This window comes from Streptomyces anatolicus, from assembly GCF_019400875.1.
GTDB lineage: Bacteria > Actinomycetota > Actinomycetes > Streptomycetales > Streptomycetaceae > Streptomyces > Streptomyces anatolicus.
In genome coordinates this window covers 1-24,744 of the sequence record NZ_WMBF01000016.1, presented here as the reverse complement: position 1 = coordinate 24,744, position 24,744 = coordinate 1, and the positions used below count along the sequence as shown (strand labels likewise).

At 69.9% G+C, this 24,744-nt stretch carries 25 protein-coding genes; 6 read left to right on the top strand and 19 right to left on the bottom strand.

Going from position 1 to position 24,744, the window contains the following annotated elements:
- Positions 1-34: 34 nt before the first annotated feature.
- The 16 genes from sbnA to GKQ77_RS03525 form a co-directional block, all read right to left on the bottom strand.
- Entirely contained in the window at positions 35-1,057 is a 1,023-nt protein-coding gene (gene sbnA / locus GKQ77_RS03600; protein WP_219687200.1) for a 2,3-diaminopropionate biosynthesis protein SbnA, read from the bottom strand.
- Between the two features lie 32 nt (positions 1,058-1,089).
- The gene (gene sbnB / locus GKQ77_RS03595) at positions 1,090-2,133 is read right to left on the bottom strand and encodes a 2,3-diaminopropionate biosynthesis protein SbnB (protein ID WP_219687199.1); all 1,044 of its coding nucleotides are present in this window, start codon (positions 2,131-2,133) and stop codon (positions 1,090-1,092) included.
- Between the two features lie 64 nt (positions 2,134-2,197).
- Positions 2,198-3,211 (bottom strand): TauD/TfdA family dioxygenase, encoded by a 1,014-nt coding sequence (locus GKQ77_RS03590; RefSeq protein ID WP_219687198.1) that lies wholly within the window; start codon positions 3,209-3,211, stop codon positions 2,198-2,200.
- 15 nt (positions 3,212-3,226) lie between these two features.
- Positions 3,227-5,689, bottom strand: coding sequence for a non-ribosomal peptide synthetase (locus GKQ77_RS03585; RefSeq protein ID WP_219687197.1), 2,463 nt, complete (start codon positions 5,687-5,689; stop codon positions 3,227-3,229).
- Entirely contained in the window at positions 5,689-6,375 is a 687-nt protein-coding gene (locus GKQ77_RS03580; protein WP_219687196.1) for a 2-hydroxychromene-2-carboxylate isomerase, read from the bottom strand. Before GKQ77_RS03580 ends, GKQ77_RS03585 begins: the two co-directional genes overlap by 1 nt.
- Positions 6,372-7,115 (bottom strand): 3-oxoacyl-ACP reductase FabG, encoded by a 744-nt coding sequence (gene fabG, locus GKQ77_RS03575; protein WP_219687194.1) that lies wholly within the window; start codon positions 7,113-7,115, stop codon positions 6,372-6,374. The genes GKQ77_RS03580 and fabG overlap by 4 nt, the downstream gene beginning before the upstream one ends.
- A complete protein-coding gene (locus tag GKQ77_RS03570; RefSeq protein WP_219687193.1) occupies positions 7,112-7,642 on the bottom strand; it encodes a 3-hydroxyacyl-ACP dehydratase FabZ family protein in 531 nt (176 codons plus the stop codon). The genes fabG and GKQ77_RS03570 overlap by 4 nt, the downstream gene beginning before the upstream one ends.
- A complete protein-coding gene (locus tag GKQ77_RS03565; RefSeq protein ID WP_308117534.1) occupies positions 7,639-8,046 on the bottom strand; it encodes a 3-hydroxyacyl-ACP dehydratase FabZ family protein in 408 nt (135 codons plus the stop codon). The genes GKQ77_RS03570 and GKQ77_RS03565 overlap by 4 nt, the downstream gene beginning before the upstream one ends.
- Positions 8,043-9,149: a beta-ketoacyl synthase N-terminal-like domain-containing protein gene (locus GKQ77_RS03560; RefSeq protein WP_219687190.1), complete on the bottom strand. Its 1,107-nt coding sequence runs from the start codon at positions 9,147-9,149 to the stop codon at positions 8,043-8,045. The genes GKQ77_RS03565 and GKQ77_RS03560 overlap by 4 nt, the downstream gene beginning before the upstream one ends.
- The gene (locus GKQ77_RS03555) at positions 9,146-10,156 is read right to left on the bottom strand and encodes a hotdog family protein (RefSeq protein ID WP_219687189.1); all 1,011 of its coding nucleotides are present in this window, start codon (positions 10,154-10,156) and stop codon (positions 9,146-9,148) included. Before GKQ77_RS03555 ends, GKQ77_RS03560 begins: the two co-directional genes overlap by 4 nt.
- 24 nt (positions 10,157-10,180) lie before the next feature.
- Entirely contained in the window at positions 10,181-10,933 is a 753-nt protein-coding gene (locus GKQ77_RS03550) for an alpha/beta fold hydrolase (protein ID WP_219687188.1), read from the bottom strand.
- Complete coding sequence (locus GKQ77_RS03545) at positions 10,930-11,835, bottom strand: beta-ketoacyl synthase N-terminal-like domain-containing protein (protein WP_219687187.1); 906 nt, start codon at positions 11,833-11,835, stop codon at positions 10,930-10,932. Before GKQ77_RS03545 ends, GKQ77_RS03550 begins: the two co-directional genes overlap by 4 nt.
- Positions 11,832-12,962 carry a beta-ketoacyl synthase N-terminal-like domain-containing protein gene (locus tag GKQ77_RS03540; RefSeq protein WP_219687186.1) on the bottom strand — a complete coding sequence of 377 codons (1,131 nt, stop codon included), beginning with the start codon at positions 12,960-12,962 and terminating at the stop codon, positions 11,832-11,834. Before GKQ77_RS03540 ends, GKQ77_RS03545 begins: the two co-directional genes overlap by 4 nt.
- A complete protein-coding gene (locus GKQ77_RS03535) occupies positions 12,959-14,209 on the bottom strand; it encodes a beta-ketoacyl-[acyl-carrier-protein] synthase family protein (RefSeq protein ID WP_219687185.1) in 1,251 nt (416 codons plus the stop codon). Before GKQ77_RS03535 ends, GKQ77_RS03540 begins: the two co-directional genes overlap by 4 nt.
- A 35-nt stretch (positions 14,210-14,244) precedes the next feature.
- Positions 14,245-14,496, bottom strand: a complete 252-nt coding sequence (locus GKQ77_RS03530) for an acyl carrier protein (RefSeq protein ID WP_219687184.1) — start codon at positions 14,494-14,496, stop codon at positions 14,245-14,247.
- Between the two features lie 28 nt (positions 14,497-14,524).
- Positions 14,525-14,743 carry an MbtH family protein gene (locus GKQ77_RS03525; protein WP_219687183.1) on the bottom strand — a complete coding sequence of 73 codons (219 nt, stop codon included), beginning with the start codon at positions 14,741-14,743 and terminating at the stop codon, positions 14,525-14,527.
- A gap of 364 nt (positions 14,744-15,107) precedes the next feature.
- Between GKQ77_RS03525 and GKQ77_RS03520 the strand changes: the two genes are divergently transcribed.
- The gene (locus GKQ77_RS03520) at positions 15,108-15,854 is read left to right on the top strand and encodes a thioesterase II family protein (protein WP_219687182.1); all 747 of its coding nucleotides are present in this window, start codon (positions 15,108-15,110) and stop codon (positions 15,852-15,854) included.
- 40 nt (positions 15,855-15,894) lie between these two features.
- Here the strand turns inward: GKQ77_RS03520 and GKQ77_RS03515 are convergent, their stop codons facing one another.
- Positions 15,895-16,431, bottom strand: coding sequence for a hypothetical protein (locus tag GKQ77_RS03515; protein ID WP_258020788.1), 537 nt, complete (start codon positions 16,429-16,431; stop codon positions 15,895-15,897).
- 95 nt (positions 16,432-16,526) lie between these two features.
- Here GKQ77_RS03515 and GKQ77_RS03510 point away from each other — a divergent pair, with 95 nt between their 5' ends.
- On the top strand, positions 16,527-17,777 hold the full coding sequence (locus GKQ77_RS03510) for a sensor histidine kinase (protein WP_219687181.1): 1,251 nt from the start codon (positions 16,527-16,529) through the stop codon (positions 17,775-17,777).
- A 9-nt stretch (positions 17,778-17,786) separates the two neighbouring features.
- Here GKQ77_RS03510 and GKQ77_RS03505 read toward each other — a convergent pair whose 3' ends face one another.
- On the bottom strand, positions 17,787-18,956 hold the full coding sequence (locus tag GKQ77_RS03505; protein WP_219687158.1) for a tryptophan 2,3-dioxygenase: 1,170 nt from the start codon (positions 18,954-18,956) through the stop codon (positions 17,787-17,789).
- A complete protein-coding gene (locus GKQ77_RS03500) occupies positions 18,953-19,924 on the bottom strand; it encodes a methyltransferase (RefSeq protein WP_504739855.1) in 972 nt (323 codons plus the stop codon). The genes GKQ77_RS03505 and GKQ77_RS03500 overlap by 4 nt, the downstream gene beginning before the upstream one ends.
- Positions 19,925-20,222: 298 nt before the next feature.
- On the opposite strand from GKQ77_RS03500, the gene GKQ77_RS03495 reads away from it, so the two are divergent.
- From GKQ77_RS03495 to GKQ77_RS03480, 4 genes are all read left to right on the top strand, one after another.
- A complete protein-coding gene (locus GKQ77_RS03495) occupies positions 20,223-21,422 on the top strand; it encodes a cytochrome P450 family protein (RefSeq protein ID WP_219687155.1) in 1,200 nt (399 codons plus the stop codon).
- A gap of 120 nt (positions 21,423-21,542) precedes the next feature.
- Complete coding sequence (locus tag GKQ77_RS03490) at positions 21,543-22,676, top strand: acyltransferase family protein (RefSeq protein WP_219687153.1); 1,134 nt, start codon at positions 21,543-21,545, stop codon at positions 22,674-22,676.
- An 83-nt stretch (positions 22,677-22,759) separates the two neighbouring features.
- Positions 22,760-23,701, top strand: coding sequence for an ATP-binding cassette domain-containing protein (locus tag GKQ77_RS03485; protein ID WP_219687151.1), 942 nt, complete (start codon positions 22,760-22,762; stop codon positions 23,699-23,701).
- Between the two features lie 10 nt (positions 23,702-23,711).
- Positions 23,712-24,560, top strand: coding sequence for an ABC transporter permease (locus GKQ77_RS03480; RefSeq protein WP_219687148.1), 849 nt, complete (start codon positions 23,712-23,714; stop codon positions 24,558-24,560).
- The last annotated feature ends 184 nt before the right edge of the window (positions 24,561-24,744 follow it).

The following is a 24,744-nucleotide window of genomic DNA, read 5'->3' as shown; positions in this document are numbered from 1 at the left end:
CTTCTCGACCGGTGAGCGCGGAGAGTCCGGAGTCTCAGCCGACGCTCGTGACCAGGCACGGCTGATCGGCCGGCGGCACCGGCTCGGCAGGCACCGGCTCGTCCCAGGTCTGAGGCGCCCCGAAGTGCCGCTCCACCCACTCCGGGTCGTACACCGAGTCCAGGTAGCGGTCCCCGAGATCGGGGGCGAGCGCCACTGCGGTGAGCCGCTCGTCACGCGGGCGCGCGGCCAGCCAGCGCAGGGCGCCGCTGACGACCGTCCCGGTGGAACCGCCGAACATGAATCCCTGCCTGGCCATGGCCTGGCAGCTCTGCAACGTGTCCCGTTCCGGCACCATCACCACGTCGTCGACCAGGTCGGGGTCGAGCAGCCTCGGCTTCACTCCCGCCCCGAGGCCGGGGATCCACCGGGGCAGCGCCGGACCGCCGAAGGTCACCGATCCCACGCTGTCGACCGCCACGACGGTCACCGGCCGCTCCCGCTCCCGGAAGTAGCGCGCGCAGCCCATCAGGGTGCCGGTGGTGCCGGCCCCGACGAACAGCACATCCAGCTCGGGGAACTGGGCGGCTATCGCGGGACCCGTATGGCGGTAGTGCGCCAGCCAGTTGTGCGGGTTCGTGTACTGGTTGAGCCAGACGTATCTGGTGTCGTACTCGCACAGCCGCCGCACGTAGTCGATCCGCGCGCCGAGCAGCCCGCGCTCCTTGTCGGGACGGGAGATGACGTGGACCTGCGCACCGAGCGACTCCATGACCCGCCGGCTCGCGGGGTTGCACCGGGAGTCGGTGACACAGAGGAACCCGTATCCCCGGTGCGCCGCGATCATGCTGAGTGCGATTCCGAGATTGCCGGAGGACGACTCGACCAGCACCGAGCCCGGGGTGAGGGACCCGTCGCGTTCGGCGGCGAGCACCATCTCCAGGGCGGCCTTCAGTTTGACGGAGCCTGCGAGGTTGAGCCCCTCGCACTTGAGATAGAGGTGGACGTCGAAAACAGGCGCGAGGTCCACGAAGAGGTCGTCGACGTTGATCTCGTACGGGGCGGATATCACCGGCACTTCATCACCGCGATTCGTTTATGAGGCGCTCACTAGGCGCTCTTGCGTCCGTAGCGGTCGAGGTCGTGGAAGAACCCTTCGACGACGTCGAGTCCGCCCGTGTCCCGCAGTCGGTCGTGCACGTACCGGCCGAGGGCGATGTCGAGGACGCCGAGGCCGAAGGGGGAGAAGACGACCGGGCGGTCCGTCGGGACCTCGGCCCTGCCCTCGAGGACGTCGTGGAGGGTGCCGTCGATGAAGTTCCGGTTCCCCGTGAGCTGTTCGGTCAGGTGCGGGGAAGTGTCCGCCTTGAGGCAGTGCTCCACGTCGTCCACGAAGTTCGCGGAGGCGAGCAGCACCTCGGGGGCCAGGTCCCGGAGGGAGACGTTCAGCACCAGCGGGTTGTGCCCGAACAGCGACGGGTCGTGCACGTGCGGTGTGCCGGCGACGGTGGCGAAGACCACCAGGTCGCTCTCCCGGATCAGCTCTTCGGCGCTCGGGTGGACCACCACGGGGGCGTCCCCGGGGCAGCTCTTGAGGTAGTCGGCGAATCCCTCGGCGTGCTGTGCGGACAGGTCGTGGATGCCGAGCTGGTCGAAGGACCAGTCGGTGGCCTGGAGATACCGGTGGATGTACCGGGCGATGAGTCCGGTGCCGATGAACCCGATACGGCGGGGGCGCTCTTTCTGGCTCAGCCGGTCGGCGGCGAGCACGGCCGAGGCCGCGGTCCGGGAGGCGCTGATGATCGAGCTTTCCAGGCAGGCGAAGGGGTAGCCCGTGGCGTGGTCGTTGAGGATCAGCACCGCGGACGCCCGCGGGATCCCGGCGGTGATGTTCTCCGGGAAGCTGGAGATCCACTTCAGGCCGTCGGTGGGCTGTTCACCGCCCACCGCCGCGGGCAGCGCGATGATGCGGGAGGCCGGCCGGTCGGGGAAGCGCAGGAAGTACGAGGGCGGGTTGACGGAGTCGCCACGGCCGTGCAGCCGGTAGACCTCCTCGACCAGACCGACGACCTGCTTCTCGTTGCCCGTGAGGACGTCGGCCACCTGCGCGCCGGTGATGACGGCGAAGGGCGGCACGACAAGTTGCGGGGACATGGAATGACTCCGTCCATGGATGGTGTGGGTGATGCCGGTGGAGGTGATGCGAGGTGCGGGCAGGTCAGGGGTGGGAGGGAACCTGGAACGGGTCGCCGAGGACGACGGCGATCCGGCGCTCCCCCTCGTAGGCCTCCCGGCTGTGGGCCATCCGGAGGTTGTCCACGATCAGCAGGTCCCCCTCGCGCCACGGCTCGCGGAGCGTGTGCTTCTCGTAGACCGCGTTGACGGTGAGGACGGTGTCCTCGTCGAGCGGGGCACCGGAGCCGTACCGGGTGTTGAACGGCAGTCCGTCGTCGCCGAATTCGAACTTCAGGTACTCGCGGATCACCGGGTCGAGTGTCCACTCGTTGAAGAACGCGATCTGGTTGAACCATCCACGGCGGCCGGTCACGGGATGACGCAGCACCGCGGGCCCCCGCTGCCGGGAGCGGAGGTCGCCGTTGCCCTGCCAGGTGAGTTCGATGCCGCGGGTCGCGCAGTACGCCTCGACGGCGGCGCGGCCGCTGTCGCCGAACGCCTCCCGCAGACCGACTCCGACGGTGTCGGTGTAGTTGCGGTCCAGCAGCCAGCCCTCCCGCTCGAACCGGTCGGCCAGGTGCGCGGGCAGCGCCTCCAGAACGTCGTGGGAGTCGGCGACCCCGGTCACACCGCCCGTGGCGGGCGCGGTGAGGCAGGCGAAGAGCAGGGTGCCGGGAACCTCACGTGCGTAGCTCAGCTCGTGGTGCATGCACATCGGCTGGTCGGCCGGCCACTCCGATGAGGAGTACACGCCGTCCGCGAGGACCTCTCGCGTGGCGAAGCCCTCGCGCTCGGTCATCACCTGGTCCAACAGCTCTTCGCTCACCCGCGCGACGCTCTGCGCGTCGCGCAGGCCAAGGCCCCGCACCAGCAGCGCCCCGTGCTCCGCCACCGCTCCGCGCAGGAACGCGCGGTGCTCCGCCACCCAGGCGGCGGGGTCGGCCGGGGCCGGGCCGTCGAGACCCAGCACAGCCGGGCGGCCGTCGATCTTCGTCACCGGGAACGGCTCCGTCGCCGGGGACGGCGAGGCATGCGTCGAATTCGATGTCACAGTCATGCTGCGGCCACGTCCTCAGTTCTTGGTCTTGGCGTCCACGAATCCCGCGAGCTCGGTGAGCCTCGGGTGCTGGAGCAGCTCGCGCAGGGTGAACGCGCGCTCCATCCGTACGATCAGCTGCACTGCCGCGAGTGACGTGCCGCCCTTGTCGAAGAAGCTGTCCTGGCGGCCGATCTGGTCGGCCGGCAGCCGCAGTACCGCTGCCCACGCCTCGGCCAGCCTTCGCTCCGTGTCGGTGCGGGGCGCCTCGCGCTCCCCGTCCTGCGCGCCCAGCCGCGCCGCCAGCTCGGTGAGAGCCCGTTTGTCGGTCTTGCCGTTGGCGGTGAGGGGCAACGCGTCCAGGCGTTCGAGGCGGCGCGGCACCATGTACTCCGGCAGCGCCCGCGCGAGCCGTTCGCGCAGCAGGTCGACGGGTTCCGCGGAGCCCGTCTGGAAGCCGACCAGGTGGCGCTCCTCGTCGGGGCTCTCCACGACGACGACAGCGCCGTCGCGCACGCCGGGCAGCCGCAGCAGCTGGTTCTCGATCTCACCGATCTCGATCCGGAATCCCCGGATCTTGATCTGGGCGTCCCGCCGACCGAGGAATTCGAGCGTGCCGCCCGGGAGCCAGCGTCCGAAGTCACCGGAGCGGTAGAGCCGTTGGCCGGGGCGGTGCGGGTCGTCGCCGAAGGCCAGGGCGGTGCGCTGCGGGTCGTTGACGTAACCGCGTCCGACGCAGACACCGGAGAAGACGATCTCCCCGGGCGCTCCCAGCGGGACAGGCCGGAGTTCCTCGTCGACGATGTAGACCGTCACGTTGCGGACCGGGGCGCCCAGCGGGACCGAGTCCCACTCCGGTACCTCTGTCATCACTTCGTGGTTGGTGTCGTCCGAGGTCTCGGTGAGGCCGTAGGCGTTCATCAGCCGGATGTGCGGGAACCGGGCGAACCACCGTACGACCAGTTCCTTCTTGAGCGCCTCTCCCGTCACGGACACGCAGCGCAGCGCGGGCAGCTCACGGGGGCGCTCCTCCAGCCGCGCGAGCACCACCTCCAGATAGGAGGGGACCGCCTGGAGTATCGCGACCTCGCCCTGCTCGATGGTGTCGAGATACCGGTCGACGTCGAGGATCGCGTCCTGTTCGACGATCAGTGTGCGCCCGCCCACGACCAGCGCGGCGACCAGCTGCCACAGCGAGATGTCGAAGGACTGCGGCGCGGTCTGCGCCACCACCTGGCCCTCGCCGATGCCCTGGTCCTCGATCTTGGCGTACAGGTGGTTGACGAAGCCGGCGTGCTCGCACATCGCCCCCTTGGGCTCTCCCGTGGAGCCCGAGGTGAAGTAGAGGTACGCGAGCCGGCCGGCCTCGACGGGCACGGCGGGATTGTGGTCGGGGCGGCCTTCGCCGTAAGCGGCGGTGACCGTGAGCAGTTCCAACTCGGGCGGGGCTGCCCGCTCCAGGTGCCCGGGGCCGCCGTCCTCGGTGAGCACCAGACGGCAGCCGCTGCGTTCCAGCGTCCTGGCCATGCGGTCGGCGGGGGCGTGCGGTTCGATGGGCAGGTAGGCCGCGCCCGCCTTGAAGACGGCGATGACGGAGGCGAGCCAGTCCAGATTGCGCTCGGTGACCACGGCCACCACCGCTTCCGGGCCGAGGTCCCTGGCGAGCAGGGTGTGCGCGATCCGGTTGGCGTACGCGTTGAGTTCGCCGTACGACCAGCTCTTCCCGGCGTGCACGGCGGCCGTCTCGGTGGGCCGGGCCGCGGCCTGCTCCTCGAACAGCTCGTGGAACCTGCGGTCCGGCAACTCCACTTCCCTGCCGCCGAGTTCGTTGAGCTGATGGCGGAGTTCCGCCTCCGCGAGCAGCCCTCCGCGGCGGGCGGGAGCGTCCGGCTCGGACACCAGCTGTTCGAGCGCCGTGCCGTAGTAGCCGGCTATCCGCCCGGCGGCCTCGGCGTCCAGGACGTCGGTGCGGTAGCGCAGCAGGATCGCGGGTCCGCCGTCCCCGTACCGCAGTGCCGTGGTCAGGACGGTGCCGGAGTCGGCCGGGGCGGGGCTTGCGCCATCGGGGTCCCCGAGGTCGAGCACGGTCTCGAAGGCGCCCTCTACCGGCCGGGCCGCGCTCTGTGCGCAGGCGGTGAGCAGCTCCCGCCAGGACTCGGTGTCCACCGCCAGTGAGCGCGGCCTCGGTGCCTGCGGGGCGGTACCGGGGGAGGTGGCCGGAACGTAGCCGGTCACCATGGAGCGTTCGCCGCTGAGCGCGGACAGGACCACGGTGTGGGCGGCGAGCAGGGCGGCTTCCCAGCTGGTGGCCGAGCGGCGTGCCAGCAGTCGGATCCGCGCGGCGAGGCGGACCGGGAGGGCGTGCGACAACTCGGCCACCGAGGCCGTTTCGGTCGACGAAGCCGTACCAGTCGACGGAGCCGGTGCAGACGAAGCCGCTTCGGAGGACGGCCCTGCCCAGCGCGGGATCAGCCGCTGCGGTGCTCCAGTGATCGTCATCATCTCTCCTGTCCGACCGGGTTCACGGCGGGGGGCACGGGGAAGGGCGCGTCGCTGCCGCCGTCCCAGCTGACGCCGCGCACCGCGGCCACGAACGCCGAGACCCGCTCGGCGCCCCAGAACCCCTCGCGGCCGTGGACGAAGAACGGCACGCCGAAGGCGTCGTCGTGGTAGGCGGCGACGAGGCACCGCACTCCCTTGGCCCGCAGTTCGGGGTCGTCCACCGCGTCGGCGATGCCGGGGTCGAGACCCAGCTCGCGGGCGATACCGGCGATGGTGGTGCGCTCTGCCAGGTCCCGCCCCTCGTTCCAGCGTGCCTGGTAGGCCAGGGCCACGAACTCCTTCCCGCGGCCGGCCTCCTCTGCCGCCAGGTAGGCGAGGTGGGAGACCTCCCAGTGCGGAGCCCGGTCGACGGGCCAGGTCACCTTCCAGTCCCGTGCCTGCGCCCAGCGGCGGGCGTCGCGCAGGATGTAGAAGTTCTTGGCCCGGTGCATGGGCATGACGGGGAGCGTGACGCCGGCCTCGGAGAGCAGCCGGGTGGACTCCTCGTCAGGCTCCCAGTAGGGAATCCACTCGATCGTGTCGAGGACGTCGGGGTAGCGCTCGGTGAGGTCGCGGTAGGCGAACCACGAGTAGGGGCTGCGCAGCGAGAAATACCATCTGGGGTTCTTTTTTCTGCGGTTCACAGGGCTATGCCTCCATCGATCTGGAAGACGGCCCCGGTGATGTAACTCGCGCGGTCCCCGGCCAGGAAGGAGATAAGTTCGGCGACCTCCTCGGAGGTCCCCATGCGGCCGAGCGCGACGCCGGTCAGCGCCTCGTCCCGGGCGCGCTCGGAGACCGCCGCGACCATGTCGGTGTCGACGAAACCGGGAGCGACCACGTTGACGCGGATCCCGTAGCGGCCGACCTCCTTGGCCAGGGACCGGGAGAACCCGATGATTCCCGCCTTGGAGGCGGCGTAGTTGGTCTGGGTGGCGTTGCCGTAGATCCCGGCGACCGAGGAGACGTTGACGATGCTGCCGCGGCGGCGCTTCATCATGCCGAAGGCGGCCGCACGGCAGACGTGGAAGACGCCGTCGAGGTTGGTGGAGACGACCGACTTCCAGTCGTCGTCGGACATCATCACCATGGCCTTGTCCCGGGTGATGCCCGCCGAGGGAACCGCCGTCACGATCGGGCCGAGCTCCCGCTCGGTCTCGGTGACCCAGTCACGTACGGCGTCGGCGTCGCCGACGTCCACGCGGCGGTGGAGCGTGTTCACGCCCAGCGCCTGTGCCTCCTTGGCGAGGAGTTCCGCCGCCTCGTGTTGTGAGTGGTAGCAGAAGCTGACGTCGTGGCCGTCTGCCGCCAGCTTGAGCACCGCGGCGCGGCCGATGCCGCGCGATCCTCCGCTGACCAGGGCCACGGGCCTGTCGTCGGTCATGAGGTCGCCTCTCTGTCTCGTCCGGCGTGCGGCCGGACGGGCGTGTCGGTTCGGAGCAGTTCGGCGGGCCGGAAGGCCATCACCATCCGGGACACGGACATCACCGTGTCCGCGCCGCGGTGGCTCGATCCCTCGAAGATCACGGAATCGGCGAGCGCCCGGGAGATGCGGACCCGGTGCTCGATCACGTCGCCCGGCAGGACCGGCAGACAGAACTCCGCGTCGGCCACCGAGCCGAAGAGCATGACCTGGCCGGCGGGGGCGGGAGCGGTAGCCGAGGCGAGAAGTCCGGCGCACTGCCCCCACGACTCGATGAGCAGGGACGGCGGGTAGTCCAACGCGGCATCGGCCGAAAGGCCCGCGTACCACGGCTCGTTCATGGTGATCGCCTTGACCGCCCGCACCCGCTCGCCGGGCACCATCTCCTCGACGCGGTCCACGAGCAGCATCGGATAGCGGTGCGGCAGCAGGTCGGTCACCCTCGGCAGGGTGGGTACGGGAGCCACGGCCGGCAGGGCCGCGTTCATCCCGCACCTCCGACGGCCCGGTAGCGCAGCCGTACCGAGGCCGACTTTCCGCGCGCCGTGGCGGTGGTGGCGTCGCAGCGCCAGCCGTTCTCGGTGCGGCGCCACCTCAGTGTGATGTCGAGAGTGTCGCCGGGGAGCACGGCTCCGGAGAACCGCGCCGACTCGACGGCGGCGAGGTCGGCGGGTACCGGTGCCCCTTCGCCGTCGGTCGCGGCGCGGTGCACGCACTCCAGCACACACACTCCCGGGAAGATCGGGAAGTCGGGGTAGTGGCCCGCGAAGACCGGCTCCGCGGCGGCGATCTCGGCCCGGGCGGCCGTCGCGAGGCCCTCGTCGGTCCTGGCCAGGACCCGGACCTCGGCCGCGACGGGGCTCGGCGGGCGGTCGGTGGCGGCTTGGGTCACGAGGCCACCAGCCTCAGTACCGCGCATGCCAGCGAACCGTCCCGGTCGGCGGACGTCACCAGGGCGACCTGCCCGGCGGCCTCGGGCCGCTCGCTGGTGGTGGCGAGCAGGATGGCGATCTGGAACGACGCCGAGGCCGAGGAGACGTCGCCGAGCCGGCCGACGGCCGGTACCCGCTCCAGGGTCCGGGGGCCGCAGACCTCGCCGAGTACGTCACGCTCCAGCTGGCCGAGGCGGCCCGGCGCCTCACCGGAGACGGCCGCCCACACCTCGTCCGGTCGCACGCCCGCGGCATCGAGAGCGGAGCGTACGCACGCCTCGAAGGCGCCCCGCACCTGTTTGCCGGTCGCCACCCGGGACCGCACCGCGAGGATCTCGGCCAGCGCGGGACGCTCGGGGCCGACGGCGTCGGCCGGCTGGATCAGCAGCACGGCGGCGCCCTCGCCGAGCGGCACGTCCGGCGCCTCGGCCCCGCGGCTGTGCCGTTCGAGCCAGTAGCGGGCGGCGGAGAACTCCTCGGCCGCGGCGCAGAGCACCGCGTCGGCGCGGCCGGAGGACAGCAGCCGGGTGGCGTAGTTGACGGAGAGCAGACCGGCGGCGCGGCCGCCCGCAAGCGTGGTGTTGGGGCCGCGGATACCGAACCAGATCGCGCACTGCCCGGCCGCGCAGTTCATCACGGCGTTGGGCATGACCGCCGGGTCGACGTCGTACGGGCGGGCGCCCTCCAGCGAGCTGCGGGTGAAGTCCATCATGCTCGCGGCGCTGCCGGTGGTGGTCGCCAGAACGAGCGCGGCGCGGTCACCGGTCTCCGTCTCCCGCACGGAGCCGCGCTGTTCCAGGAGGCCGCCGACGGCGGTGACGGCGAGGCCGGTGACCCGGTCCATCGACCGGGTGCCCTTCTTCCCCAGCACCTCGCGGGTCTCGAAGCCGGGCACGAGATGGGCCCGGCCCGCAGGCACCCGCCAACGGGCGGTGTCCACCGGCGCGCCGGTGGGCCGCTGGGCCCGCAGACCGTCGACAAGCGCCTGGGCGCCGATGCCGTGGGGCGAGACCGCCGACCAGCCCGTGATCACGGGGCGGCGGTTGTGCAGCGCCGTACTCATGCCGATGCCTTCCGCGGGGTGGTGAGCGCGGTGACGACGGGCTCGTCCAGCGTCGCCATCTCCCATACGTTGGGGCGGATCTCGTGCAGATAGCCGTGGGTGATCGTGCCGGTGGCGGTCTTCACCAGGACGCCGTCGCGCAGCACGTAGCAGTCCATGCGGCAGGTGTAGAGGAGGTTCTTGAAGATGTCCTCGACGGTGTAGACCGTGTAGAGCTCCTCCTCCATGAGGGACTCGTCGAGCAGTTCGATACGGGACTGCGTGACCACCGGGATCCAACCCCGGGTGTCGAGGACCTCCTTGATGGCGAGACCGCGGTCGGCGAGGAAGAGGTCCTCGACCTCCTCCATCACCCGCAGGAAGCCGGACATCTGCATGCGCTCGTTGAAGTGGCAGTAGAAGTACGGAATCCGATAACGCCAGCCGAACGCGTTCTCCTCACCGACGAGTTCGGTGAGCACCGGGTCGGGCCCGGTGGTGCCGCGTCCGTCCGAGAAGCCGCCGTACGGCTGGGCGACAGCCGCGGTCTCCAGCCGTTCACCGGAGCCCAGACGCTCGGCGGTGAACCGGGCGAGGCCGGCGGGCAGGGGCTCCTGGGCCGTGATGTGGCTGTCGACGCGCAGCAGCACCCGGACGGTGGACCCCGCGCATTTGAGGCGCTGCCCGTCACGCTCGACGAACAGGTCGACCTTGAAGCCGAACCGGTTCTCGCCGTCCTTGGTGACCGGGGTGACCACCGCCTCGGCCTCGTCGTCGACGGCGAGCAGCGCGCCGAGGCGTGAGTGGATGTCGACGACGTCGAAGCCGAGCCCGAAGCGCTGATAGAGCTGCCCGACCGGCAGTCCCGCGGTCCGGAAGTGGTTCAGCACCGCCGTTTCGGCCAGGTAGTTGATCTGCTTGAAGCCGATGGCGTAGCTGATGTTGTTGCCTTCGAACTGCGGGCGCAGACGCACCGTGGTCGAGGTCTCCAGCAGCGCCGTCACGGCAGGGGCGGGCGTCGGGCCCATCGCGGACTCCTTCATGAGGGGGTTTCAGATGCCGGCGGCCGGGGCGACCCGGTCCGGGGTCCGGTCGAGGAATTCCTGCACCGTTTCGGCGAACCAGCGCGGCCGTTCGAGCATCGGGAAGTGGCCGCCCGGCACGATCAGCGGTTCGGCGGCCGGCAGCAGTGAAGCGAGCAGAGACGCCTCGGCGGCGGGCGCGGACAGGTCGTCCGCGCCGCCCATCACCAGACAGCGGGTCTCGACCAGATCCACCCGGAACAGCGGCGTGCGCAGATAGGTGTCGAAGAAGCGCAGCCATCCGTACGGGCCGACCCACTCGCACAGCCGGCGAGCCATGTCGGCCCGCAGTTCGGGGTCGATGGGGCGGTCCACGGTCTGCAGCCGGATCGCCTCCGCCATGGTGCGGGGGAAGTCATGGAGCGTCGGCTCGATCATGTCCCAGTGGAAGGAGTCCGCACTGCTCCGGTAGAAGGGATTGACCAGCACGACGGCGGGCACGTCCAGCGGGTTGCCGGTGGCCGCCCGGCGGCAGAGCAGCTCAAGGAGGAGGACCGAGCTGAAGGAGTGGGCGACGACCAGGTCGGCGCCGCCGGGGACGGCCGCCAGGGTCTCCTCCACCAGGGCCGCCGAGTCGGTCTCGTACCGCCAGTCGGCGATGCCGCCGCCATTCCAGGGCAGTTGGGGCGCGTACACCTCTACATCGGTGCGCCAGTGCCCGGCGAGCGAGGACCAGATCGCCTCGTTGTTGCCGAGGCCGTGCAGCAGGGCCACCTTCCTCATGAGCTGCGCTCCGGTGCGAGGAGTGCCGCTCCCGCCCCGTCGGCCAAGGCGTATGCCGGGCCTTCGTGGCCGTCCGCGAACCAGGCGGTGGCCGCGGCGCACTGCACCACGCCGAGGGCGCCGGACAGCTCACCCCAGCCGGTGAGGCCGTACCGCTGCTCGCCCGGCGGCGCGATGTCCGGCTCGCCGGTGAGCCAGAGCGTGGCTCCGGGTGCGGTCTCGGTCAGCCGCGCGACGGCGGCGGCGGTACGGGCGGTGCGGACCTGGGCTCCGAGCAGCGCCTTGACCGCGGCCGTGGGGCCGGCCGCGCCGGAGCGGCTCACGACCAGCGCGGCGCCGCCGTCGGCCACCGGCCCGTCGACGAGGCGCCTGGTCACCGGGTTGTCGGGTTCGACGCCGATGACCACCATGTGTTCGGCCCGGCCGGAGCGGACCATGAGCTGTGCCCAGCGCACCGCGTCGAGCCCCGAGGTGGCGCCGTTGCACACCGTGAGGTTCGGTCCGCGAAGCCCGTACCGGATGGCTGTCTCGGAGGCGATGATGTTGCTGGAGGCGTTGGGGGTGTCCATCGGGCTCAGCCCGGACGTGGTCTCCTTCGCGATGGTCTCCACGGCCCGGCACACCGTGTCGGCGTTGCCCAGGTTCGAGCTGACGACGACGCCGATCCTGTCGCCCGGCGCGGTGAGCCCGGTCCCGTCGAGCAGCCCGGCATCGTCGAGCGCGGAGAAGGCCAGGCACAGTCCGATCTGGGTAGCCCGGTCCTTGTAACGCAGTCCCTTCTTGCCGATCACCGCGGCGGGATCGACCGGAGCGGCGCCGGGCACGGCCGGCCCGAGCAGGCCCTGAGGGCTCGTGACGCCGGGCAGGGCCACGGAGACTCCGGTCACGGCTGCGGTGTTCATGCTGCCCCCGCCACGATCGCGACGGCGTTCACGCCGCCGAAGCCGAAGCTGTTGACCTGGGCAAGCCGCAGCGGTGCGGAGAGCGGCCGGTCCATCACCAGCTGGAGCCCGGCGCCTTCCGGCAACGGCTCGGTGAGCCCGGCGAGGGGCGGCACCAGGCCTGTCTCCAGGGAGCGCAGAGCGACGATGAGGGCGAGCAGTCCCGCCGAGCCCGAGGTGTGGCCGGTCAGTGATTTCACTCCGGTCAGGGCCGGGCGGGCACCGGCGAACACCTCGGCGGTCACCGTGGCCTCCGTACGGTCGTTGAGAGGAGTGCCGGTGGCGTGCAGCAGCACCAGGTCGATCTCCGCGGGGGTGACCGCGGCCAGCTCCTGCGCCTGCCGGACGGCCGCCTCGACGCCTGCCGCGTCGGGCGCGGTCTGATGGTGCGCGTCACAGTTGACGGCCACCGAGCGCAGCCAGCCGCGCGGTCGGCGTCCCTGCGCCGGGGCACGGCTCAGCACGACGGCGGCAGCCCCCTCGCCGAGGATGGTGCCCTGGCGGTCCTTGTCGAAGGGGCGTACGGACGGCGGCGGGTCGAACTGGACCCGGTCCGCCTGCCCGAACATGCTCTCGGTGACCACGTCGCAGCCCGCCACGATGACCGTGTCGGCCTCGCCCAGTTCCAGCAGGTCCCAGGCGAGGGCGAGTGCGTACAGCGAGGCCGAGCAGGCACCGGCGAAGGTATGGATGTCGACGGCGCCGAACCGGCTGCGCAGTGCCTCACCGAAGTGCAGCCCGTCGGCGTCGAAGGGGATGCCGTCGCGCCACCACAGTTCGAGCGAGCGCAGTTCGCGCAGGCCCGTGCCGACCAGCACCGGTATACCGGCCAGGTCTTCGGGCAGCCCGGCGTCGGCCGCGGCCTGGCGTACCGCTTCCAGCAGGAAGCGGGTGGCGCGGCCGGGCTCGTCGGTGCCGTCGGCCGGCCGGTCGTCTATCTCGAACAGTTGCTGCGCGTTGAACTGCGCCCGGTCGAACGCCCGCAGCAGCGCGAGCCCGCTGCGGCCGCCGCACAGTGAGCCGAAGACCTCGTCGAGGTCCGCGCCGATACTGGCGACGGCGCCCGCACCGGTGATGGCGTACGTCATGCGGTGCTCCCCGCGTACTTGCCGAGGATCACGATCGCGTTGTTGCCGCCGAACGCCAGACCGTTGTTCTGCACGATCCGCAGGTCGGCGTCGACTGCGTGATTGGGTACGCAGTCGATGTCGCACTCCGGGTCGGTCCGATGGTGGTTGATCGTCGGCGGGATGAAACCGTGGGTGATGGCGAGACCGCAGGCGATCGCGCCGAGCGCGCTGGCGGCGCCCATGGTGTGGCCGAGCATCGACTTCAGCGAGATCGTCCGGGGGGTGTCCGCGGCGAAGACCTTGCGGATGGCTCCGGCCTCGGTGATGTCGTTGGCCTTGGTGCCGGTGCCGTGCGCGGAGACCAGGTCGACCTCCTCCGGCTTCACGCCGGCGTTCGCCAGGGCGATCCGCATGCACTCCGCGACGCTGTCGCCGTTCGGGGCGACCTGGTGGTACGCATCGCAGTTGAGGCCGTAACCGAGCACCTCGGCGTAGATGGTGGCGCCGCGGGCCAGTGCCGATTCCAGGCTCTCCAGGACCAGTACTCCCGCGCCCTCGCCGGTGAGGATCCCCTTGCGGTCGGCGTCGAACGGCTGGCAGTACTCCGGCGCGATGGTGCCGAGCCGGTAGAAGCCGGTGAAGGTCTTGCGGCACATGGCGTCGGCTCCGCCGCACAGGGCGAACTCGACCTCGCCCGAGCTGACCGCGTCGAAGCCGTAGCCGATCGCGTAGTTGCCCGCCGAGCAGGCGGTCGCGATGGTGGGGGCCTCGACGTCGGTCAGTCCGAGTTCCTGCGCGATCGCCGTGGAAAGCCTGGCCGCCGAGACCCGCCGGACGATTTCCGGATCCATGTTCTCCGGACCGTCGGCGAGCTCGGCGGCCACCAGCTGGTCCAGTTCGAAGGACTCGCCGTCCGTGGTGCCAACGGAGATCAGTCCCCGCTGGCCGGCGAGTTCTTCGAGGTCCAGGCCCGCGTCCTGGACCGCCATCCGGGCCGCCGCGACGGCGAACCGGCTGGCCCGTCCCAGCTCGTGCACGGGTGTACGGGTGATCCACTGCCCGGGTTCAAAGCCCTTGACCTCACAGCCGTTGACGTGTGCGAAGCCTTCGACGTCGAACACGGAGATGGGGCTGACGCCGCTACGGCCGGCTCGTAGACTCTCGGTGAATTCGGTGGCTCCGATTCCAATGCTGGAGATGACTCCGAAACCGGTGAGTACCACCCGGCGTCTCTCCGATTCGGCACCAGGGCGTACTGAGGACATGTTGTCTCCCATTTCGATCGCGGGCAGAGATCAGGTCAGCGACCGGGAGCCTCCCCGACGATCTTGTACACGCGCTCGAGGTTGACCATTTCACTCAGTTCCGACTGCTCGATGGTGATGCCGAACTCCTTCTCGAGGGAGGCAAGGATCTCGATCGCGCGGAGCGAGTCGGCACCGTGGTCCTCGATGAAGAGGCTGGTATCGGTGACCTCACCGTCCTCGAGCTCGAGAATGTCGCAGATGATTTCCTTGATGGTGGCCCGGCGCTCGTCGGTGATGGTCGGCATTCTGTCTCCTCAGTCGATTCTTTTTTGTTCAGGAAGCGTCGGCGGTCATGGCCGCCACGAGGCTGCGCGGGCGCATGTCGACCCAGTGCTCGTTCACGTAGTCCAGGCATTCCTGTCGGCCTGCCGTGCCGTGCACCGCATTCCAACCCGCGGGAATCTCGGCGAAGGCGGGCCACAGGGAATGCTGCCCCTCGTCGTTCACCAGCACGTAGTAGTCGGCGTTGTCGTCCTCGAATGGATTGGCCATCGAGTCTCCCCTTCCTGGCGCTGTCACCCAATTCCGGTCGACCTTAAGCACCCGGGAATCGCCGCGGCAAGAGTCTCCTGGCCGGCATCTCCGCACACGTTTGAGAGATTGCAATGAGAAGAATTGAATAAAGCGTTGCAAGATTTTCGGCCGTACCGCCCTTGCCGCCGACACAGGGCCGGAAAGGGACATTTGACGCACCTGCCGGACGTTCCCGGCCGGCTTCGGTCACGTTCCCCGCGCGGACCACCACCCTGGGTCACTTCCCGACATCAAGAAATTCTCGGCGCCCGGCGGCCGGGCCGCACGGCAGCGGCTAGGGTCCAACCGCCATCCCCCTCACCGTCCCTCGCAGGGAGTTCAGATGTCGGCGTCGCTGTTCCGCCCGCTGCCCCGTCCACGGGCCGACCGGACACTGGTGTGCCTGAGCTTCTGCGGGGGCGGTACCTCCGCCTTCCGCCCCTGGGCGGAAGTGCTGCCGGAGGACGTGGAGTTGGTGCTGTACTGCTATCCGGGCCGGGAGGGGCGGTTCACCACCCCGTTCGCCGCCGACTGGGAAGCACTCATGGCGGACGCCCTGTCGGCCGTCCGCTCTGTGTCCCACCGTCCCTATGTGCTGCTCGGACACAGCATGGGCGCGTGGGTCGCCTTCGATCTGGCCCGCCGCCTGGAGTGCGGCGCCGGCCGGCCGCCGAGCGGCCTGGTCGTTTCGGCGGCCGACGCACCCACGAGGCCGGCCGAGCGGCGCGGTGCCTCACCGGGCCTACGGAACACCGACGCGGAGATCCTGACCTGGATGAGCAGGGTCGGCCAGGCGTCGGCGGAGGTGCTCGCGGAACCGGAGATGCGGCAGATCGCCGTGGACGTCTTCCGTGCCGACCTGCGGGTCGTCGACTCCTACCGCCACCAGCCCGGCGCGGTGGCCGCCCCGCTGCAGGTTCTCTACGGCGAGGACGACAGCGTGGACGCCCGGGCCGCGGAGCGCTGGCGGCCGCTGGCGAGCGGCCCCTTCGAGACCGAGAGGCTGCCGGGCGGGCACTTCTACACGGCCGGCGAGTGGGCACGGCTGCCCGAACGGCTGACCGCGCTGCGCACCGCGCGGTGCGTCTGAGGCAGCTCCCGGCCCGGGGTCAGGCCCTCCCGGCCCGGGGTCAGGCCCCCGCGGCCTGCCGCAGGGCACGGGCGCGGATCGCGCGGAGCATGGACATCCGGGTCAGCCCACTGCCGAACCGGATGAACAGCCAGTACGGACGGAACCTGCGCCGGGTGCCTTCGTCGGTGGCCAGCACCCGGGTCTCCGTGCTGAGCACTCCGTCGGCGTAACGGAGGTTCATCCCCACCTTGACGATGCCGGGATCGGTGCATCCGGCGACCAGCTCAGCGGTGGTCCCCTCCGGCCTGGGTATGTCGTCCAGGGCCTGGATACCGGCGAAGAGGAACTCGTCGCCGTCGGAAGGGATCACGTCGCCCATGGCGCTGAGCGAGTCAGTGACGATGCGGCGCCCGGCCGAGACGTCCGCGCCCGTCAGCGCCATCAGGGCGCGTGCGAGCGGCGCCTCCGACCAGAGCGCCCCGTAGACGGCGGACATCACGGCCTCCTGATCCGCCGGTACGGACAGGCGGTGCACTTCCCTGAAGTGCCACTCGGGCAGCAGCCGGTCCAGCGCGGTCTCTTTCGCACTGCTCATCTCATGCTCTCCGATCGGTCAACAGACTGTCCGCACAGGGCAGTACGGGGGGCCGCCCGGGTCGCACGGGGCTGACTACACTCCAGAAAATGGTCATGAACCCACGACACCGCCTGTCGGGCGCCGCCGCCAAGGCGACGTGCGCGGTGGTGTCCGTCGCCGCAGTGCTCACGGCCGCGCTCACCGTCTCCGACGCGGGCTGGAAGACCGTCGCACCCATGGCCGTCACGGTCGTGGTCGCGTTCACGGTCCTCGGCTGGTGGCCGGCGACCCGGCCCGCCCTCGCGCCTGCGGCAGTGGTGGTCGCCGCTGTCACCGTCCTCGGCACTCTGGTCGGGCATCCGCCCAGGTCGGAGGGGCACGCGGGGCTCATGGCGCTGGTGGAGATCACCATGTCGCTGCTCATGATCTTCATGGTCGTACGATTCGAGTCGCCACGCCGGGCTTTGCCCCTGGGCAGCTGCCTGGCCCTCAGCGAGTCGACCGTTCTGCTGCGCCTGGAGATCCCTCCGACCGTCGCGCAGACCCTCGGGCAGAGCGCCATGTTCATGATGGTCGGCGGAGCGGCCGCGATGGCCGGCGGCTATCTGCGGTCGCTGGATTCCAGGCGGCTGCTCTCGGTACAGGAAGCCCGCAAGACCCAGCGCATCCAACTGGCCGCCGATCTGCATGACTTCGTGGCGCATGACGTCTCCGGAATCGTGGTGCTCGCGCAGGCCGCGCAGGTGGTGGGCGGCGCCGGACAGCATGACCAGGTGGCGCCGCTCCTCCAGCGGATCGAGGCCGCCGGACTGCAGGCGCTGGCCTCGCTGGACCGTACCGTCCTGATGCTCAACGACTCCTACGCGGAGGAGGACGGGGCGTCCGCCGGTTCGGGGGACGTACGCTCCAGCCCGTACGGCATTCGCGACATAGCCGACCTGGTGGAGCGCTTCCGGGCCTCCGGCCGCTCCGAGGTGACCCTCGAGTTCCCGCTCACCGACGAACTGGTCGAAGAGGTACCTCGTGAGGTGGCGGCCACCGCCCACCGGACGGTGGTGGAGGCTCTGACGAACGTACGGCGGCACGCCAACTCCACGACTTCGGTACGGGTTTCGGTGCGCACCCAGGGCAGCGGCCGCGACCGCGCCCTCGTGGTCGACGTCACCAACACCGCGCAGGCCATCAGTGCCGGGGGCTTCGGTGAGAGCCGGCGCGGCGGCGGTACGGGTCTGGCCGGACTCACGGAGAGGGTAGCCGCGCTCGGCGGGACACTCACCGCGGGTCCGTACGGCGACGAGGGCTGGCAGGTGCTGGCTCTCCTGCCGCTGCGGGCGACTCCGGTGCGTGTACGGGGAAGTGAGTGATCCGGCTCCTCATCGGTAGAGGAAGCCGGAAAGGAGTGGCAGCCCGCCGAACGGATCGGCTCCGGCCACGCAGGCGTCCTTCTTGACGAACCGCTTCACATAGGCCGCACCGTCGGTGCCGCCGGAGGCCGGTGTGTCCGACGACAGATAGGTCCGCGCGAAACGGTAGTGACCGCCGCGCCACTTGGACAGGGACCGGTCCAGCTCGTGCCAGCCCGCTTCGAGGCGGGGGTCGGACGTGTCCGCGAGCGCGGCGGACAGCGGCTGGTGGGCGCGTACTTCGGGGCTGTTGAGCACTTCGAGATGGCCGATGGACCCGAACACCTCGGCCTTGCGCGGGTCGTACCCGTACACCGAGATCTCCATGGCGTGATAGTTCAGCGACTGGACAGCGCTGGCCGCGCCGGTGAAGTCGCGGAAGGTCATGAACCCTTCCGGGGTGAGGGTGCGCAGGACGTGGAAGACGTCATTGAGCAGGCCGGCGCAGACTCCGGCGAGCTCCAGCCGGGTGCCGGCCCGCGCGGGGAACTCTTCCTTGGCGGCCGCCGTTTCCACGCAGAGGCGCCGTACGAGGAAGAACAGGTTCTCGCAAGCCTGGACGGCGCGGAGGAAGACGTTCTCCTCATGCCGGTCCGAGCGGGGGAAGCGGGTGCACTCGGCGAGCAGCGCCGTGCGGCGGCCCAGCTCCGGGTCGAGGGCCGCCCGGTCGACGAGATCCCCGATGCGGACCTGGAGCACAGGGTCGATGACCGTGCCACAGACCGCGACGATCGCGTCGTCGAGGCGCTTGATGCGCTCGTCGCCGCACTCGGGCTGGATACCGGCCACCCATGCCGTGCGCTCCACGTCCACCAGGTCGGTCAGGGTGGTGTGCAGGGCCAGCAGCGCACCGGCTACCGGGTCGTCGGGGAAGAGGTCGAGGAACCAGCCGTAGGCGTGCATGCAGGTGTACCGGTAGTACTCCGGTATCTCCAGCTCGCGGCTCACCGGTCGGGTGAGCAGCCGGGTCACCTCGTCGGCGCCGCTCGCGGACTCCGGTAGGGAGTCGTGCAGGGCCGCGAGGGTGTCCGTCTCGGCGGGCTCCAGGCAGGCGCGGCCGCGCATTCGCTGGAGCTGCGCTACCTCGCGCTGATGGGAGGTCAGGAACCGGCGTGCGGCGGAGCTCGTGGCCGTGGTCATGACTTCCTTCCCACGACGAGGTGCTTGTCCCAGGTGGAGCGGTGCGCGGCGCAGTCGCCGAAGCCGGCCTCCTCCAGGAGGCCCGTGTACTCGGCTGCTGTGCGGTGCCGGCCCTGGGTCTCGACGTGCATCGAAAGGTTCATCGCCGCAGTGGCCAACGGGCCGCCGTTCTCGTCGAAGAGACGCTCCATCAGGAGAACGCGGCCACCACTCGCGCACGCGTCGTATGCCTTGCGCAGCAGCTCGACGCAGGTCTTGTCGTCCCAGTCCGAGAGGATGTAGCCGAAGGAGAGGCACTCCGCCGGCGGCAGCGGATCCCGGAAGAAGTCGCCGGGGGCGAACGCGAGGCGGTCCTGAAGTCCCTTCGACTGCCGGGTGTTCTCAAGGAAGGGCCCGACCTCCGGCAGATCGAAGACCGTGACGTTCAGCGACGGATACCGTGTGAGCGCCGCCACCGCGAACGCGCCGCTGGCGCCGCCGACATCCACCAGGTGCCGGACACCGTCGAGCCGGGCGAGCTCGACCAGTTCCTCGGAGACCCCGAAGCTCAGGTTCCACATGGCTTCGAGGAACTCCCGGGTGGCTTCCTCGTCACGGTAGATCGTGTCGAACGGTGCCGGGAGGCCCGCGTCGACAACGGCCTTGCCGCGCGTCAGATAGTCGTCGAGCCGCTCCAGTTGACCGGTGGTGTTCGTCACCAGGTGGCGGACGAAGCCGCCGATGTAGCGGGGGCCGGCCGTGTCGAAGAAGGGCGTCAGCGCCTGCGCGATGCGGTACGAACCGTCGGAGCCGCGCTCGACGACGGACACGGACGCCAGGACCAGCAGAAGCCGCTCCAGCGTCTCTTCGTCGATCCGGCGAGCGGTGGCGATACGCGCCGGGGTGGCCGGGCCCTCGGCTATCAGGTGAGTGAAGACACCGTGCTTGTCAGCCAAATGCAGAGCATGGGTGGAGAACAACCCGAACATGGCGTGGTCAAGACTGCTGGAAGTCATCGGTTCCTCTCAGTGAATTTCGGACGACCAGCCATGAGTTCTGCACGGCCGTATATGCCTATGACTGAGCGGCGGACGAGGCCAGTATGACCACGCCCGCCCGGTCTCCCAAAGGCTGTAGAGAAGATTTCGATAAGCAGGTTTGCTCGACCTGCCCGAAGATATCCAGCCAAGCTCGCCAACACTAATTCAAGGAATTCTATGCGCCCATGTCCGGGGCAGAGACGGAACCTAAGGTATCCAAATGCCCACCGAACAAGGAGCAACTCTCATGACAGAAATCATCGATCTGGGTGTGTACGGTTCGAAATTCACTGTCGATCCGTATCCGATCTACGCCGACCTGCGCGAGCGCGGTCCGGTGCACAAGGTCAGAACTCCTGAGGGACAGGAAGTCTGGCTGATCGTCGGACACGACGAAGCGCGAGAGGCACTGGCGGACTCCCGGCTCAGCAAGAAGCCGCTTCCCCTATTGCTCGGACAGGCGGAGTCGGGCGCCGGCGCCTTCAGCAATATGCTGCAGAGCGACCCGCCCCAGCACACCCGGCTGCGCAAGCTCGTGGCCAGGGAATTCACCGGGCGCCGGATCGAGGCGCTGCGGCCGGGCATCGAGCGGGTCACGGGCAAGCTGCTCGACGACATGCTCGCGGCCCCCGACCACCGTGCCGACCTGGTCGCGGCCCTGGCCTTCCCGCTCCCGATCACGGTGATCTTCGAATTGCTCGGCGTGCCGACCGAGGACGCCGCCACGTTCCACGCCTGGTCCACGGACCTCATGACGCCTCCCAACCCCATGGCGGAGGCCGCGGCGGCGCAGAACGTCGCCACCTACCTCGTCAAGCTCGCCGAGGACAAGCGCGTCAACCCCGGCGACGATCTGCTGAGCGCCCTGGTCGGCATGGCCGACGGCGAGAACGACCAGCTCTCGGACGACGAACTCCTTGGCATGTGCTTCCTCCTACTCATCGCAGGCCACGAGACGACCATCAATCTGATCTCCAACGGGGTCCGCGCGCTTTTGGACAATCCGCGCCAACTCGCCGCGCTGCGAGAGGACTTGACGTTGGTTGACAACGCTGTCGAGGAGATGCTCCGGTACGACGGGGCCGTGGAGACCTCGACGGACCGGATCACCGCCGAGCCCGTGGAGATCGGCGGCGTCGTCATTCCGCGTCACGAATACGTGCTCGTCGCCCTGAACGCCGCCAATCGCGCACCCGAACGGTTCGAGGCTCCGGACGAGTTCGACATCCGGCGGGACGCGCGCGGACACATCGCCTTCGGTCACGGCATCCACTACTGCATGGGCGCACCGCTCGCCCGTATGGAGGCGCAGATCGCGATCCGCGCACTTGTGGAACGCTGCCCGACTCTGGAACTCGACGCGGATCCCGCGGACCTGCCCTGGGTCTCCGGCATGCTCATCCGCGGAGTGCGCCGGCTGCCGGTCCGCTGGACGCCCGGTCACTGAAACCGTGCGGCCCGTTAGTCCCTTACCCCCGTTACGAGAGGCCGGTCACTCATGTCTTCCGGGCGTCCCCCCAAGGAGAGCTCACACCGCAGCAGATCTCTCCTGCCCTCCCTCGTCGGGATGCGCTGCGCATCGTCGGCAGTCGTCTTCATCCTGCACATCATCCAGGCCGGCGTCTTCGCCGATCTGACGCTCAGCGAAAGCCTCAACAAGTACTTCGGAAAGATCGGGTTCGTCAGCGTCGGCTTCTTCTTCCTGCTGAGCGGGTTCATCCTGACCTGGTCCGCCCGGGAGGGCGACCGGCCCGTGAGCTTCTGGCGCCGCCGGCTGGCGAGGATCTACCCCACGCATCTTCTGGTCTGTGCGGCCGCTGTGGTCCTGCTGGCCGCGCGCGACACCAGCCCCGCCTGGGGTGACACCCTGCCGTCGCTGTTCCTCGTCCAGGGCTGGACGTCGAACGAAACGGTCTTCTGGGGTGTGAACGGGCCCAGTTGGTCCCTCTGCGCCGAGCTGCTCTTCTACCTCGCCTTCCCCCTCCTGCTCCGGGTCATCCGCAAGATCCCCGACCGGTGGCTCTGGCTCTGCGCCGGCTCGTTGGTGGCGGCTGTCTTCGCGGTCGCGTTCGTCGCCCGGCTGGTGGTTTCCCCCGACCCCGAAATGCCTTTCATCAACGCGTCCTGGGACCAGCAGTGGGCGGTCTTCAACCATCCGGCCACCCGCATGCTCGACTTCACCCTCGGCATCGTCATGGCCCGGATCCTCCAGGCCGGACTGTGGATCCGCATCCCCCTCGGCGCGGCGCTGCTGACGCTCATACCCGGGTACGTGTGCAGCCTGTGGCTGCCCGGCACCTTCGGTCTGGTGGCACCCACCACGATACCGCTGGCCCTGATCGTGACCGCCGCGGCCGCCGCCGACCTGTCGGGAAAACGCACCGTGTTCCAGGGGCGGACCATGGTCCGACTGGGAGAACTGGCCTTCTCCTTCTACCTGACCCACACCCTCGTGATCATCTTCGGGCCGATCGGCAGAGCGGAGCGCACCTGGCCGCTGCCCCAGGCGCTCGGCATGATCGCCCTCACCTACGCACTGTCCCTGGCCGTCGCGTGGGTCGTGTGCCACGGTTTCGAACGCCCGGTGGCACGCCGGCTCGCCAAGTCCCGTCGGCCGCCGGCACCTTCGGCGGACAGCGCGGGGGGCGCCGGACCGGCGGGCGGACCGGCGGTCGAGCCGAAGGCCGATTTGAAGAATTGACACTGGAACGCTGCTCCTCCCCCAGTTGCTGTTCGATGGTGCGGATCCCGTTGTAGCGGGTGCGGCGAACGAAGGACAAGCGTGTGGATGCAGTGATCGAAGTCGCCGGTCTCACCAAGGCCTTCGGGTCGGTGGCCGCGCTCGACGATGTAAACCTGAGTGTGCCGAAGGGGTCCGTTCTCGGACTCCTCGGCCACAACGGAGCCGGCAAGACGACGCTCGTCAGCATCCTGAGCACGCTGCTGCGGCCGTCCGGCGGCCGCGTGCGGGTCGCCGGGTTCGATGTGGTCCGCGAGGGCGTGGAAGTACGCCGTCGCATCGGGCTGACGGGGCAGTACGCGGCCGTGGACGAAACGCTCTCCGGCCGGGACAACCTGGTTCTGATCGCCCGTCTGCTGGGCGCGGCCCGGGCCGAGGCATCGGCCCGGGCCGATGAGCTGCTGGAGATCTTCCAGCTCACCGATGCCGCCCGCAGGCGCGCGAAGACCTATTCGGGCGGAATGCGGCGCCGGCTCGACCTGGCGGCCAGCCTGGTCGGCCGGCCCGAGGTGATCTTCCTGGACGAACCGACCACCGGACTCGATCCGGTGGCCCGGCGCGGCCTGTGGGAGATCGTCGAGCGGCTGGTCGAGGACGGCGCCACCGTCCTGCTGACCACCCAGTACCTCGATGAGGCCGACCATCTCGCGGATTCGATCACCGTGCTGGCCAACGGCCGGATCGTCGCCTCGGGCACGGCCGAGGAACTCAAGTCCCGGGCGGGGCACCGGAATGTGAGCGTCTCCCTGCGCACCGACGACGACGTGTCCCGGACCACCGAAGCCCTGCGGCGGGCCGGCCTCTCCCCCGCACCCGACAGCGAGGACGGGCTGGTCCTCACCGTACCCGTGCGGGATTCCACGGAGATCGCCACAGTCGTACGGGCAACGGACGAGGCGGACGCCCAGATCACCGGGCTCGCCTATGCGGAACCGACGCTCGACGACGTGTACATGGCCCTGAACCACTCCAGTGCCGTTAGGTAGGGAACTCCCGATGACCATCGTCACCAACCCGGCGGCCGACAGCCGTCCGGCAATCGATGAAACCGCGCCCCGGCCGCCTCGCTATCAGGGGTCGAGCATCGGCCGGCAGATCTCGGTACTGTCCGGCCGGTCGCTGCGGGCGCTGCGCGATCCGGCCCTGATTCTGCCGGGCGTACTGGAACCCATCCTGATGCTGACGGTGTTCAGCCAGGTGTTCAAGAGCGTCTCGCAGACCGCCTCCTTCCCCGCGGGTGTCAGCTACATCGACTACCTGCTGCCCGCCTTCCTCGTCACCAGCGCGGTGAGCGCGGGCCTCAAGTCCGGTGTGGCGCTGACCACCGAGATGAACAACGGGATCATCGCGCGCTTCCGGTCCATGCCGATCCACACCGGGTCCGTGCTGATCGGCCGCAGCACCGCCGACACCGTGCTCAGCGGCATCAACATGCTGGTGCTGCTGCTGGCCGGAGCCCTGGTCTTCGGATTCGATCCGGCCGGCGGAGTGGCGGGCGCCGCCGGGTGTCTGCTGATCGCCATAGCACTGAGCTGGTCGCTCGGCTGGGTCTTCATGGCGCTGTCCGCGTGGCTGCGCCGTCCGGAAGCGCTGCAGCCGATCGGCGGCATGATCAACCTGGTGCTGCTGTTCGCCTCGAACGCCTTCGTCCCGGTCGATGCCCTCCCGGGCTGGCTGCGGGCCTTCGCCTCCGTCAACCCGATGTCGCAGGCCATCACCGCGGCCCGCGACCTGAGCATGGGGCAGATCGAGCCCGCCACGCTGCTCGCTCCGCTGGGCATCTGCGCGGTGATCGTGCTCGTCACCGCTCCGTTGGCGATCCGGAGCTTCCGCCGGGCGGGCTGAACACCACGCGCCTACGCACCACGCGCGTCGGCCCGGGACCAGTGAACTGGTCCCGGGCCGACGCGCGTTCCGGTTCTCGGCTGCGGCGCCTCATCCCCGCCCGCAGTGCCCGCACTGGCCGCGGCGCCGCAGGTAGTACGAGAAGACCGCGGCACCCAGCGCCGCCCCCCACACCACCCAGAAC